General features: G+C 48.2%; 13 protein-coding genes. 4 read left to right on the top strand and 9 right to left on the bottom strand.

What is annotated here, in order from left to right; genetic code table 11:
* Nucleotides 1-56: 56 nt before the first annotated feature.
* Genes IEV19_RS07085 through ppk2 (IEV19_RS07075) form a run of 3 tightly spaced genes read right to left on the bottom strand, consistent with a single transcriptional unit; the run spans nt 57 to nt 2,173 of the window.
* Nucleotides 57-455, bottom strand: coding sequence for a hypothetical protein (locus tag IEV19_RS07085; protein WP_188369956.1), 399 nt, complete (start codon nt 453-455; stop codon nt 57-59).
* A gap of 47 nt (nt 456-502) precedes the next feature.
* On the bottom strand, nt 503-1,324 hold the full coding sequence (gene ppk2 / locus IEV19_RS07080) for a polyphosphate kinase 2 (RefSeq protein WP_188369955.1): 822 nt from the start codon (nt 1,322-1,324) through the stop codon (nt 503-505).
* A 3-nt stretch (nt 1,325-1,327) separates the two neighbouring features.
* Entirely contained in the window at nt 1,328-2,173 is an 846-nt protein-coding gene (gene ppk2, locus IEV19_RS07075; protein WP_188369954.1) for a polyphosphate kinase 2, read from the bottom strand.
* 208 nt (nt 2,174-2,381) lie between these two features.
* On the opposite strand from ppk2 (IEV19_RS07075), the gene IEV19_RS07070 reads away from it, so the two are divergent.
* Nucleotides 2,382-2,816, top strand: coding sequence for a hypothetical protein (locus IEV19_RS07070; protein ID WP_188369953.1), 435 nt, complete (start codon nt 2,382-2,384; stop codon nt 2,814-2,816).
* Nucleotides 2,817-2,941: 125 nt separating this feature from the next.
* On the top strand, nt 2,942-3,352 hold the full coding sequence (locus tag IEV19_RS07065) for a DUF2141 domain-containing protein (protein ID WP_188369952.1): 411 nt from the start codon (nt 2,942-2,944) through the stop codon (nt 3,350-3,352).
* Between the two features lie 3 nt (nt 3,353-3,355).
* Here the strand turns inward: IEV19_RS07065 and IEV19_RS07060 are convergent, their stop codons facing one another.
* Both IEV19_RS07060 and IEV19_RS07055 read right to left on the bottom strand, forming a co-directional pair.
* Nucleotides 3,356-6,619, bottom strand: coding sequence for a S41 family peptidase (locus IEV19_RS07060; protein WP_188369951.1), 3,264 nt, complete (start codon nt 6,617-6,619; stop codon nt 3,356-3,358).
* Between the two features lie 115 nt (nt 6,620-6,734).
* Nucleotides 6,735-7,154 carry a TonB-dependent receptor plug domain-containing protein gene (locus IEV19_RS07055; RefSeq protein WP_188369950.1) on the bottom strand — a complete coding sequence of 140 codons (420 nt, stop codon included), beginning with the start codon at nt 7,152-7,154 and terminating at the stop codon, nt 6,735-6,737.
* Nucleotides 7,155-7,252: 98 nt separating this feature from the next.
* Here IEV19_RS07055 and IEV19_RS07050 point away from each other — a divergent pair, with 98 nt between their 5' ends.
* Nucleotides 7,253-7,639 (top strand): DUF423 domain-containing protein, encoded by a 387-nt coding sequence (locus tag IEV19_RS07050; protein WP_188369949.1) that lies wholly within the window; start codon nt 7,253-7,255, stop codon nt 7,637-7,639.
* A 2-nt stretch (nt 7,640-7,641) separates the two neighbouring features.
* On the opposite strand, the gene IEV19_RS07045 is transcribed toward IEV19_RS07050, so the two are convergent.
* The 4 genes from IEV19_RS07045 to IEV19_RS07030 form a co-directional block, all read right to left on the bottom strand.
* Nucleotides 7,642-7,788: a hypothetical protein gene (locus tag IEV19_RS07045; protein WP_188369948.1), complete on the bottom strand. Its 147-nt coding sequence runs from the start codon at nt 7,786-7,788 to the stop codon at nt 7,642-7,644.
* Nucleotides 7,789-7,792: 4 nt separating this feature from the next.
* The gene (gene feoB / locus IEV19_RS07040) at nt 7,793-10,015 is read right to left on the bottom strand and encodes a ferrous iron transport protein B (protein ID WP_188369947.1); all 2,223 of its coding nucleotides are present in this window, start codon (nt 10,013-10,015) and stop codon (nt 7,793-7,795) included.
* A 6-nt stretch (nt 10,016-10,021) separates the two neighbouring features.
* Nucleotides 10,022-10,258: a FeoA family protein gene (locus tag IEV19_RS07035; protein WP_229732508.1), complete on the bottom strand. Its 237-nt coding sequence runs from the start codon at nt 10,256-10,258 to the stop codon at nt 10,022-10,024.
* A gap of 105 nt (nt 10,259-10,363) precedes the next feature.
* Nucleotides 10,364-11,041, bottom strand: a complete 678-nt coding sequence (locus IEV19_RS07030) for an SCO family protein (RefSeq protein WP_188369946.1) — start codon at nt 11,039-11,041, stop codon at nt 10,364-10,366.
* Nucleotides 11,042-11,197: 156 nt separating this feature from the next.
* On the opposite strand from IEV19_RS07030, the gene rseP reads away from it, so the two are divergent.
* Nucleotides 11,198-12,550 carry an RIP metalloprotease RseP gene (gene rseP / locus IEV19_RS07025; protein ID WP_188369945.1) on the top strand — a complete coding sequence of 451 codons (1,353 nt, stop codon included), beginning with the start codon at nt 11,198-11,200 and terminating at the stop codon, nt 12,548-12,550.
* The last annotated feature ends 64 nt before the right edge of the window (nt 12,551-12,614 follow it).

The raw sequence follows: 12,614 nt of genomic DNA, 5'->3' as shown, positions 1-12,614 counted from the left end.
AAATTTCCATGGGTAATCGGGCTGATCGGATAGACCACACCCGTAAGGCTCAACGATCAGGCCTTTCTTGGCGGCTGGAAGATGCCGGATCTGAATCCTGCGGAATCACTTTGCAAATAATAGTAATTGGCACTTTCCTCGGATTCGCCATCGACTTTCACCTTATCCGGACCTGAAGAAAACAAAACACAAACGTTGGCAAGGTGATGTGTACAGGACTGATGCTGGAATGGCAGCTTCTCGTGCTCATGCTGTTCCTCCTGGTGGTTCTTTTCATGTTCTGCTTTAAGCTCTCCGTAGTGCTTGGAGATAAAGACCAGCAGGTTGTCCCCGTATTGCTCTTTGTGAAATGAGGCGTGCTCCAGGAATTCATCCATACCGGAAAGGTCCCCGAGGCTGATGTTCACGCTCTGGAACAGGATGAGAAAAGCTGAAAGCACCGACAGCAGTTTCATGATGTATTCTGTCTATTCAAATATACCATTTTTAAGGACAACCAGCCTTAACCACGTTCCTGATCCTCACCTTCTTCATCCTTTTCGTAGGGAATATTGTCTATGAGATACTGCAGGGCTTTAATGCGAGCTTCCGTCTTGCGGTCGGCCTCAATGATGATCCAGGGGGATTTCTTGAGGTTGGTGTGCTCAAACATCCGCAGTTTGAATTCGGTGTATAAGTCCCAGAGCTCCTGGGCTTTTCGATCTACATCCGTCATTTTCCACTTTTTGAGAGGACTGGACTGAATATCTTTAAAACGAAGAGCCTGCTGTTCCTTGGTGATGGAAAAGTAAAATTTGATCAGGTAGATGCCGGAGTCCATGATCATGCTTTCAAAACTGTTTACCTGCTCCATAAAGCTGCGGTATTGTGGTTTTGTGCAGAATCCGTTCACCGGTTCCACTACGGCCCGGTTGTACCAGCTCCTGTCAAAAAATACCATTTCCCCTGGTTTGGGTAACTGATTTACATAGCGTTGGAAATACCACTGCCCCTGCTCTTCAACGGTGGGTTTTGGCAGGGCGACGATCCTGTAGTGACGGGGATTGATATGTTCCGTGATCCGCCTGATAGCTCCGCCCTTGCCCGCTGCGTCCCTGCCTTCGAAGATCACGACAACCTTTTGGTTTTTCTCGATGACCCAATGCTGTAATTTGATCATCTCGGCCTGCAAATTATGGAATGTAAGTTCATCCTTCAGCAGCCTCAGAGCCTTGGGGACGTTAGTCTTTTTGTCGGCCATAAGGAACTGGATTCCCAGTGGGGTGTTCAGGAGCTCAAGGTCCTCTTCCGAAATGTTCAATTCGTCGGTTTTTTCTTTGGCCATAGTTTAAATATCGATCTGTTCTATCTGCCGGTAATATCTCAGTACTACATTGGGATCGGGGAGAATGGTAGTCTTGGCCTTAAGCGCCCTGGTATAATCAAATTGTGACAAAACATAACGCATGCTCTCCAGCCTTGCTGTTTTCTTGCTGTTCGCCTTGACAATGATCCAGGGGCTAAAAGTTGAGTGGGTTTTGGAGAACATGTGTTCTTTGTAATAGGTGTATTTGTCCCAGAGTTCTTGCCCCTTCTGGTCAACCGGACTAAATTTCCACTTTTTCAAGGGGTTCAGGAGTCGGGAATCCATTCTTCTCTTCTGCTCCTTTTTAGAGATGGAAAACCAAAATTTAATGATCTTAACCCCGTCTTCATACAACATATGCTCAAAACCCGGGACCTGAACCATGAACTGGTTGTATTCCTGCTGGGAGCAGAATCCCATCACGGGTTCCACAACAGCCCGGTTATACCAGCTCCTGTCAAAAAGCACGATCTCTCCGGGATTGGGAAGCTCCTTGATGTATCTTCTGAAGTACCACTGGCCTCGCTCTACCTCGGTAGGCCGGGAAAGGGCGACGACCCTTGTGGATCGGGGATTCAGGTGCTGCTTGAACCGCTTGATGGTACCACCTTTTCCCGAAGCGTCCCTGCCCTCAAAAATGATCGCTACCCTCAGATTTTTTTTCTTAACCCATCGCTGGAAGTTTACCATCTCCGTTTGCAGAAGGCGTAGTTCCTCTTCATATCTGAGGTTTCTCAGGGCTTTGGTTATAGGAATCTTTTTTTCTTCGGCAATTTCGATGAGGTCTTTCCTCTTTTTGGCACTTGAAAGGTCTTCCAGGGTAAACATAAAATGTGAAGAGTATTATCTATTAGTCTTCCGGATATCCTTGTGGAAAAAGAACCCGGATGCCTAAAGATACTACTTTTGGGAATCCTGAGGCATTAAAAACGAGAACTCCAATCCCCGGGTGATCCCTTGTAGGATTGAGGCCTATTGATTATGTTTATTTCCAAGTTGCCAATATTGGCACCAAAAGATACAATCCGCAAACCTCATGATTGCAGTAAAGAAAAGACACTGGCTTTGGAATTTGGTCATAGGCTTCACTGTATTGGTGTGCCTGGGAGCTTTTGTGCTACATTATAAGAACTGGATCAAAGAAGAAGAAGGAGGAGTAGTACTTTTTTCAGGGTTCTATGTTTCTGAGATACGTTATGGGGCACTAGAATCTTTGCAGATGGTGCCCAGGATTCCGGAGATGGAAAGGAAATCGGGATTTTCTGTCTGGGGTGTCGAGAAAGGGATTTTCCGCGATACCCTGTCAGGCGTGGAAGGGATCAGGGTGTATGTCGACGAGCTCAAATATCCCAAGATACTCATTGAGCAAAAGGAGTACCCTCCGATCTATCTCAATTTCAAAGATTCCCTGCGAACGGCAGTTTTTTTCGAGAGACTTAAGGGAAAAATGGACGAGTCATCTGAGGATTAACCTTGCCAGATCAAGATTTCTCCTATCGACCGAAATTTTTAGCAGTTTTCTGACATGAAATTTCTACTCCATCAAATACTTTTGCACGGCATAACTGCGTTAAGCACCCAATGCACTCAAAGTTTATGAGGAAATACATTTTTTTACTTTCTTTCCTGTTGCCATTGAGCCTTCTCGCTCAAAACGAACTTATTGTAGAGGTGCAGGGGGTGCAGTCCTCCATGGGAAATATCAATGTGGCAGTGTACAACAAGGCAGACGGCTTCCTGAAATTTGAAGGGGTTTATAAATCAGACAGCACTAAGGCTGTGGCCGGGAAAACAAAGATCAGGATAGAGAACCTTCCCAGCGGGGAATATGCCCTGGCCGTCTTTCACGATGAGAATGGGAACAATATCCTGGACACCAACTGGCTAGGCATCCCAAAAGAACCTGTAGGGTTCTCCAATTCCAGAATGAAGACCTTCGGTCCGCCCAGTTTTCATGAGTGTTCTTTCTCACTCTCCTCCAACCGGGCAGTTGAGGTCAGTTTGTAGCCCTTAATCCTTACTATCCTTATATCCCGGAGGCCTCATCCATCTTACGGGTGCTTCGGGCTCCGGTTTCATTATGAATTCTTGAGTTTCCAAAAGTCTCATAGCTTCCTGCACACTTCTTTCCAACTGTGGATCCCCGCCTTCGAGGACTTTTTTAGGATCTTGAATCACCTCTATATCCGGGGCCACTCCTTCTGCTTCCACGGCCCATTTCCCGTCAACATCGAAAAATCCTCCGCGAGGGGCGACCATTCGGCCTCCATCTATAAACCTTGGGGTGTCCCAGGTACCAACCAGTCCGCCCCAGGTGCGCGTGCCTATCAGTGGCCCCAGATTCTTTGCCTTGAACATATAGGGTAATAGATCTCCTCCCGAACCGGCTCTTTCATTAATGATCATGACCTTTGGCCCCCAAATCCCAGCCATGGGAGTAGTCCAGGGACGGTTGTCATTGGCCTTGCTGTTGAAATACCCCAACAGGGTCCGGTCCATGATATCGATCATATAATCTGCCGCAGAGCCCCCGCCGTTGTTCCGCTCATCAATGATCACCCCTTTCTTGTTCTGTTGTGAGAAGTAATACCTGTTGAAATACTCAAAGCCTCTTCCCCCCGTATTCGGGACGTAGACGTAGGCGAGCTTACCGCCGGACAGGGCATCAACCTTTTGGCGGTTGCCCTCGATCCAGTCCATCGTCCTCAACATATATTCGTTTCGCACCGGTTTTACCAGGACCTCCCGGGCGCCACTTCCATCGGGGGTGGAAGATACGCTGAGTTTGATCTCTCTGCCGGCCGTCTGTTCCAGCAAGCTGTAGGGATTTATTCCAGAGTTGAGGTGCTTTCCATTGATCGCCATTATGTAGTCCCCTGTTTTCACCTCGATCCCGGGCAGGTGAAAGGGCGCACTGAGGTCGGGATTCCATTGTTCTCCGGTGTAGATCCTGGAGATCCTGTACAGTCCGTTTGCGACTTCAAGGTCACATCCCAAAAGACCCACAGGCACATCTTCGATATCCGGAAAGTCTCCGCCGGAAACATAAGAATGCCCTATGGCCACTTCACCGCTCATGATATCCACCACGTAGTTGAGATCCGTGCGGTGGCGCACGTGGTCTATCCAGGGGGAGTACCATTCGTAGATGAGGTTCCAGGGAGCTCCGTGAACGTTGTCTACATAGAGAAAGTCCCGCATAAACCGCCAGCCTTCCCGGAAGATCTGCTTGTATTCGGCCCGGGGGTCGACTTTGATCTTAATGCCGGTATCGAGCTTCCCCTCACTGCTTTTAAAACTGCCCTTAGTCTCTGAGATGAACCATGACCCATTCTGTTTTATCAAGACATTTTTTCGATCTGAGGACGGGATAAACTCTGAAATATTAGAACCGAATTCCTCTGCTTTCTCTTTTTTTACATCGTATGAATGAATGGTAAAATTGCGTTCGTTGGGGACGTTCTCACCAATAAAGACCTGATGTTTGGGTCCCTTGGCAAGGGCTACATAATTCCTGTCCTCCAGTTTCAGGGGAATGATTCGCGAGTAGATTCCCTCTGAGTCGATGGTGACAACTAACTTCTTGTCAGTCTCTGCCTCTTCTCCTTTCTTCTTGCCTTTCTTTTCTACCGTTTCTGTTGGACTGGTTGCTTCTTCCTCGTCCGACTCAGGGAGATTTGGTGCCTTGCCTTTGGCAGACAGAACCAGGGCGTACAAGCTCCGGGTTACCTGAGGATCATAGGAACTCATATCGAGCCATCCCGATTGAAGGCCGTAATTAGTGCTGGCAAGGAAGTAGAGGTATTCTCCTCCCTCATCCCAAACAGGACTGATCGCATCGGCCATGCCATCAGTGAGTTGCAGTTCCTTCCGGGTCTGGATATTGTATGCGAATATCGCTTTAAAATGACTGTCGAGTTGCTTCGAATAAGCGATCCACCTGCTGTCCGGCGACCAAACGGGATTCATGGTCCTGTTGGGGTGAGCATACCTGTCTGTGGCAGCTTTGTGGACATCACCTGAGTTGAGGGCAATGATCCACACATTGTAATCGGTGTCTGTATAAGCGATATAATTTCCATCCGGCGACCAGTCGGGCTGAAAGTAGAAAGTGGGATTGGGTAGGGAATAGCTTTTTGTGTTCTGTCCTTCCTGATCCCCCACTACCAATTGATATTCCCCGCTGGCGTCTGAGAACCAGGCGATCTTGTCGCCCTGAGGAGACCAGACCGGATAGCGGTCGGCCACTCCGGGAGAACTCGAGAGGTTCCTGTAGGTACCCTTTTCTTTAGGGACGCTGATGATCTCGCCCCTGTATTCAAAAAGGGCCCTTTTCCCAGTAGGGGATATCCCCGCATTGCTGAGGTTATTTCCGTTGGCCTCTTCCCATCGGGGCCTTGCAAAATTCATGTCTCCTTTCACCTCCACTACCAGCCGGCTTGTGGCATTGGTCTCCGGATCCAGGATATGCAGATAACCACCCTGTTCATACACAATGCTTTGAGGGCCGGCATCCAGGCTTTTGACATCAAATTTTTTGTGGAAGGTGTGTTGCTGCTCCTGTCCTGTAGCGGGATCATAAGACCAGATATTGCTGGCCAGGTCCCTTTCGGAGAGATAAAATACCCTGCCTTTGTACCAGACCGGGTCGAGGTGTCTTTCTGAGGTAGGCTGAGGGGTTCTTTGCAATTTCCCTGTAGCCAGCTCTACAATCCAAATGGGCATAGCCTGACCACCCCTGTAGTTCCTCCACTCCGGATCCCATGAGGTGATGGGGGTATAGGCTGCATATTTGCCATCTGAGGAGATCTCTCCATAGGCTGCTCGGGGAACAGCGATGGCCTGAGGGAGGCCTCCTTCAGGAGATACGGTATAAAGTTTATTCATCTGGGTAGGACGCGCCTCCCTTGCGGAACGAAACAGTACCTTGCCATCCGGGGTCCAGCCCTGCACCACATCATTTCCGGGATGCCAGGTGAGACGTCGGGGTTCACCTCCTTCTACAGGGATGATATAGACATCGCTGTTGCCATCGTATTCTGCCGTAAAGGCGATCCAGGTGCCGTCATTCGAAAAATGGGGTGAGAACTCGTATCCTTCGTTGCTAGTAAGACGTTCTGCCTGCCCACCGTTTGCGGAGACTTTCCACAGGTCGTTGGCATAGACGAAAACGATGTGTTCGCCGGATAGGGTTGGCTGGCGGAGGAGTTGTGTACCCTGCCCGCTGAGTGTGCTGCAGAGGAGGAAGATCAGGAGGTGCCGGAATGTGTTCATAGAAATTAATTTATCCTTGGAAAGTAAAGAAAAAAGCCGAAAGAATCAATTCGCTCGACTTCGGATAAATGGGGGATTCCGGTATAGGAATTAATGATAAGCAGTCAGGTGGCCTTTACTGTGTGGTGATCAGGATCACCCCTTTGGCTCCCCTGGCACCGTATGACGATGCGTCAGCACCGGTCAGGACCACAATTTCCGTAACGTTTATGCTGTCCACCAGGCGGTCTATATCCCGGAAGGAGTTGCCCACAGGGTAGCCGTTCAGGACATAGAGGGGTTCAGGGCTGCCTAACATCATACCAGAAGGGTCATCTGATTGATTCGAGAGGGAATTGCTCGTCTTGTTGATAATAGGCACTCCGTTCCTGATAATGACCCCCGGCTTTTGCCTGATCCTGTTCAGGAGGGAAATGGTGACACTGTTCTTTTGCTGCAGGGACTCTTCCAGTTCTTGGCCATTCTCGGCGGATGAATTTTTTGAAGTGCCACAGGAAAGGGTTATCAGGAGTAAAATAAGAACCCGTATTTTCATCGTACTATAGATTTAAGAATTAAAGATAGGGCTTGCGAACCTTATTTGACATCAGTAGATGGATTTACTTATTGAATATCTTTACCTAAAATTTAGCGATGATCTTATTAGTACAGGTAGTAGGTGCTCTTTTTGGATTCCTTGCCGTTTTATTTGGCGCGATGGGGGCGCATGCATTGAAAAAAACGTTGAGTCAGGACCAGCTGAGAAGTTTTGAGACAGGGGTGAAGTATCAGATGTATCACGGGATCCTGCTTTTGATACTTGGGTTTAACCTCGGCTTCAACACAGGCCTTGAAACCTATATGGCCTATAGTTTTATGCTGGGTACATTACTGTTTTCCTTTAGTATTTACGGGCTGTGCCTGAGTGAAGCCCGGGGGAGAAAATGGAGGTTCCTGGGGCCGGTTACTCCGCTGGGAGGCCTGCTACTCCTGGCAGGCTGGGCGCTATTGTTCTACTCTTTCATCGCCCATATCGTCTGAGATCAACTGCATCCACAGTCGTCCTGGCCGCAGCCGGATGAAGTTCCCTTTCGACCTATCCTGTATTTTTTAGGCAATAAAAACTTGTTGACCAGGTAGACGAGGGCTACGAGGAGGGTTAGGTATACCAGTACAGATTGCAGGTTCATTGTTTTATTTCAAAATTTGATAGGCGATCAATGCTATAAGATACGCAAAAGTACTCATGATAGCTAATTGTGCCAGCGGCCATTTCCAGCTGTTTGTCTCCCTTTTTACCACGGCCAGGGTACTCATACACTGCATGGCGAAGGCGTAAAACAAGAGGAGGGAAATTCCCGATGCCAGGTTGAAAAGGGGTTTGTCTGATTCATCCCGGACTTCAGCTGCCATGCGGTTTTTAATTGTCTCTTCTTCATCATTGCCCACACTGTAAATGGTGGCCAGGGTACCGACAAACACTTCACGGGCGGCAAAGGATGTCAATACAGCAATACCGATCTTCCAGTCATAGCCAAGGGGTTTTACAAGAGGTTCTATAGCCTTTCCAATATTCCCGATATAGGAATTCTCCAGTTTAAAACTGGCGATCTCCTGTCTTTGGGCCCTGAATTCGAGGGACTCCATTTTTAAAGTCAGGGAATCGTTGAGCTGGGCTTCACTGAGAGCAGGTCCGGTTTGTAGTTCTGTCCTGTAAGATTCGAATTTCTCAGCAATATCCTCCCGGTTGTAGGTCGTAAATCCATTTTCGGAGATCCTTTGCTTCACCAGGTTTTCTGCCTGGGCAAATCGATCGGAATATCCATTTGAACCAAGGAACCAAAGTACAATGGAGATAGCGAGGATGATCTTCCCGGCTCCATAGACAAAGCTCTTGGTCTTTTCTATGACCGTATACGCCACATTTTTCAAGAGCGGAAGCTTGTAATTGGGCATTTCTATCACAAAGAAAGTCCGACTCCTGATCTCCAGTACCCTGTGCAGGATCATGGCAGAAAAAAGAGCCGCCATAAAGCCGATTATATAGAGAAGCATCAAGGTGAGGGCCTGATAGCTCAGGCCGAAGAACCGTCCTTCGGGGATGACGAGAGCGATGATGATCAGGTAAACAGGAAGCCTCGCGGAACATGTGGTAAAAGGGGTCACCAGGATGGTGATGAGTCGTTCTTTCCAGTTCTCGATGTTCCTCGTGGCCATTACCGCCGGAATAGCACAGGCCGTTCCCGAGATCAGGGGAACCACGCTTTTTCCGCTGAGGCCGAAAGGTCGCATCACCCGGTCCATCAGGAATACCACCCTGCTCATGTACCCTGATTCTTCCAGGAGGGCTATAAAGAGAAAGAGAAAGGCGATCTGTGGGATAAAAATGACGATTCCTCCTATTCCTGCGAGAATGCCTTCGGCAATCAAATTCGTAAAGACCCCGGGGGGCAGGGTATCCTTTACCCACTCACTCGCTGCTGCAAATTGCTCATCTATGAAATCCATTGGATAACTACTCCAGTCGTAAATAGCCTGGAAAATGGTCAGCAGGATGAAAAAGAAGATGAGGTAACCGAACACTTTGTGGGTGAGAATTTTATCCAGGGTCGCCCTGAATCCTCTGGCCGCCTGTAGGTCTACTTTATAGGCCTCTTTCAGTATCCCATTGATGAACTGGTACCTGAGGATCGTTTCTTTTTGCTGAAGCCTTTTGAGCTCCGACTTCGATTTGGTGCTGAAGGAAGCAGTATCCGGGATGGTCTTTTTCTCGATTGGCATAAAGTTCACATCCTGGGTGATGACCAGCCAGAGTTTATACAGGTCCTCGTTGGGGAAGGTCTTTTTTAATTTCTCGAAATACTCCGGGTCGATCACCGTTGTATCTACATTGGGCTTGTTGGAAAGGTTCTTATAGTCGGCGATCAGTTCCTTGATCTTCTCGATCCCGGTATTCTTACGGGTACTTACCAGGGCGATCCGGGTATCGAGTTTCTTTTCCAGCAGAGCCAGATCGAGGGTGATCCCTTTCCTTCGCATCCGGTCGGCCATATTGATCACCAGGATGGCCGGGATCCTCAGATCCTTGATCTGCGTAAATAGTAAAAGGTTTCGTTTGAGGTTCTCAACGTCGCTGATCACCACCACCACATCCGGAAAATCCTTGTCGTTTCGGTTGAGAAGAAGCTCCACGACCACACTTTCATCCAGGGAAGTGGTGTTGAGGCTGTAAGTTCCGGGAAGATCGAGGATGTGGGCCTTGACGCCCCTGGGCAGTTTACAGATCCCTTCTTTCTTCTCAACGGTGATCCCGGGATAGTTACCCACCTTCTGTTTGAGGCCTGTGAGTTGGTTAAAGACCGAAGTTTTCCCTGTATTGGGATTTCCTATGAGTGCGACATTGATACTCTTGCTCATAAGGTGCTAGGCGTCTTCGAGGATATCGATAAAAATAAGTTGCGCAGTAGCCCTTCTGATGGCAATGTGCGAGCCATTTACATTGACGTAAATGGGATCCTTGAAGGGGGCGATCTGAACCATTTCAATCTCGTTACCCGGAAGGCAACCCAATTCGAGAAGCTTGATGGGGAGGATATCATCAGCACAGGTCTTGATAATGCCGCGCTGCCCCATTTTAAGATCGACTACTGTAGCGCTCAATTCTTATTTAGATTGATTTTAAGTAAGGACAAAAGTAAGTGAAAAAAATAGAATAACAGAAGGATAAATGGTTTTAGTCGCCCTGCCCCTGATCCATATGAGTGCTCAGAAGTTTCGATATGATGCCTTGAGGATCTTAAGGTCGTTGAGCAGGTTTTCCATGTCCTTCGGGTCCGTTCCGTCATAGGTGCCACGGATCCTCTTCTCCTTGTCGACCAGGATAAAATTCTCAGTGTGGATCATATCAAAAGGTCCCCCATCCCCATCGGTCTTCACTGCCAGGTAGGATTTGCGGGCCAGTTCATAGATCTGTTTCTTATCCCCGGTGACCAGGTTCCATTTGTTGTCCTTGACTCCCTTTTCAAGGGCGTATTTTTTTAACTGGGCAACCGAGTCGATCTCCGGGGTCACGGAGTGACTCAGGAGGAGGACCTCATCGTCATTTATGATCTTCTCCTGTATGGTGACCATGTTATCAGTCATGATCGGACAGATGGAGGGGCAGGTGGTGAAAAAGAAATCGGCTATATAGATCTTGTCCCTGTAGTCTTCCTGGGTGATAGTATCTCCATTCTGGTTCACAAGGGAAAAGTCGGCTATGGTGTGGTACTTCCTAACATAGCGCACAGAATCGTCTACCAGTTCAGGGTTAAAATCAGCCGGTTGGTATACCGGGAGGGTTTTTTTGGGCTGAAGGGCATTGTAGAATAGGAGGACGATAACAGCCGAAAGGCCCAGCATGACCAGGCCCAGGAATCTGAATTTTCTGAAGAAACGCCTCATCCTTCTTTTTTCACAAAGGTACTGCAGGGGAACAAGCCAGTCAAAACTTGGGGGAGGGAGCGCTCCTAAAACTTTCTTAAAAATCCGGTGAGCGTTCCGAGATTCTTTTTATAAGACTATGGGAAAACGTATTTTTGTGCGTCCAAACCGATTTTAATGAATCCCATCGTCATACAGACCATACAATTTTTTATGAGCCTTTCCCTGCTCATCATCCTGCACGAGCTCGGCCATTTCATACCGGCCAAGATCTTTAAGACACGGGTCGAGAAATTCTATCTCTTTTTTGACATCAAATATTCCCTCTTTAAAAAGAAAATAGGGGAGACGGTGTACGGGATCGGGTGGTTGCCCCTGGGAGGATATGTAAAGATCTCCGGGATGATAGACGAGAGCATGGACAAGGAGCAAATGCAACAGCCTCCGAAACCCTGGGAATTCAGGAGCAAGCCATCCTGGCAGCGGTTGATCATTATGTTGGGCGGGGTTACCGTAAACTTTATCCTGGCAGTGATCATTTATATCGGCATGGCGTATGCCTATGGAGATCAATTTATTCCCACCGACAGTCTGGAAGGCGGAGTCTGGGTGACGGAGGAAAATATTGGAGACAAGCTCGGGATACAGACAGGCGATAAGATCGTCGCTGTAGATGGAGAATACGTCGAAAATTTTAACAGCCTGTTCCTGGAGATCGTGAATGGTAACTCCATTACTATTGAGCGGGATGGGGAGATCATCGAAAAGGAGATTCCCGTCGATTTCATAGCGACGCTTTTAGAGGATGAAGACAAGGTGAGATTCCTGAGCCCGCGTATGCCCTTTGTGGTCGGGGCAATTCCGGAGAATTCTTCAAACAAGGATTCCGGATTGCAGGTCGAAGATATGATCCTTGCGGTCGGGGATGACAAGGTTAAGTATTTTGATGAAGCCAAGCCCATATTGGAGAAATACAAGGGACAGGAAACTGTTCTTACGGTAGACCGGGATGGGAGAAGGGAACAAATACCGGTAGTTATCAGTGACACGGCAACCATAGGAGTAAACCTTGGAGCGTTGACCTTTGATGAACTTGAAAAAGGGGGGTACCTGAGGTTGGAAACAAAAAAATATAGCCTGGCCCAGTCGATTCCGGCTGGTATTGATAAGGGAGTGTCTACGCTTACCGGCTATGTGAAACAGCTCAAGAAGATCTTTAACCCCGAAACCGGGGCATACAAAGGGGTAGGAGGATTTGCTGCCATAGGCAGCATGTTCCCGGATACCTGGAACTGGGCGGCCTTCTGGAATACCACAGCTTTGATCTCCATCATCTTGGCCTTTATGAATATTTTGCCGATCCCGGCACTTGACGGAGGGCACGTGATGTTCCTGCTCTACGAGATGGTCTCCGGCAGGAAGCCCAGTGATAAATTCATGGAATACGCCCAGATGACGGGCTTTTTCCTGTTGATCGCCCTGTTGTTATTCGCCAACGGGAATGACATTTACAAAGCAATAGTCAAATAAAAATATTAAGGTCTTCTATTGGGGGATTTGAAAGAAACTGCTATCTTTGGCCCCTCTAAAAAGA

Origin of the sequence: Muriicola marianensis, assembly GCF_014638095.1 — a bacterium.
Classification (GTDB): Bacteria; Bacteroidota; Bacteroidia; order Flavobacteriales; family Flavobacteriaceae; genus Muriicola; species Muriicola marianensis.
The sequence above is the reverse complement of the archived record's forward strand: the minus strand, read 5'-3'. Positions and strand labels throughout refer to the sequence as shown.

What these genes read in the sequence shown, in the direction of transcription:
- ppk2 (WP_188369954.1), bottom strand. Translation starts at nt 2,173, where the DNA reads ATGTTTACCCTGGAAGACCTTTCAAGTGCCAAAAAGAGGAAAGACCTC.
- IEV19_RS07065 (WP_188369952.1), top strand. Translation starts at nt 2,942, where the DNA reads ATGAGGAAATACATTTTTTTACTTTCTTTCCTGTTGCCATTGAGCCTT.
- feoB (WP_188369947.1), bottom strand. Translation starts at nt 10,015, where the DNA reads ATGAGCAAGAGTATCAATGTCGCACTCATAGGAAATCCCAATACAGGG.
- IEV19_RS07045 (WP_188369948.1), bottom strand. Translation starts at nt 7,788, where the DNA reads ATGAACCTGCAATCTGTACTGGTATACCTAACCCTCCTCGTAGCCCTC.
- IEV19_RS07085 (WP_188369956.1), bottom strand. Translation starts at nt 455, where the DNA reads ATGAAACTGCTGTCGGTGCTTTCAGCTTTTCTCATCCTGTTCCAGAGC.
- ppk2 (WP_188369955.1), bottom strand. Translation starts at nt 1,324, where the DNA reads ATGGCCAAAGAAAAAACCGACGAATTGAACATTTCGGAAGAGGACCTT.
- IEV19_RS07050 (WP_188369949.1), top strand. Translation starts at nt 7,253, where the DNA reads ATGATCTTATTAGTACAGGTAGTAGGTGCTCTTTTTGGATTCCTTGCC.
- IEV19_RS07030 (WP_188369946.1), bottom strand. Translation starts at nt 11,041, where the DNA reads ATGAGGCGTTTCTTCAGAAAATTCAGATTCCTGGGCCTGGTCATGCTG.
- rseP (WP_188369945.1), top strand. Translation starts at nt 11,198, where the DNA reads ATGAATCCCATCGTCATACAGACCATACAATTTTTTATGAGCCTTTCC.
- IEV19_RS07070 (WP_188369953.1), top strand. Translation starts at nt 2,382, where the DNA reads ATGATTGCAGTAAAGAAAAGACACTGGCTTTGGAATTTGGTCATAGGC.
- IEV19_RS07055 (WP_188369950.1), bottom strand. Translation starts at nt 7,154, where the DNA reads ATGAAAATACGGGTTCTTATTTTACTCCTGATAACCCTTTCCTGTGGC.
- IEV19_RS07060 (WP_188369951.1), bottom strand. Translation starts at nt 6,619, where the DNA reads ATGAACACATTCCGGCACCTCCTGATCTTCCTCCTCTGCAGCACACTC.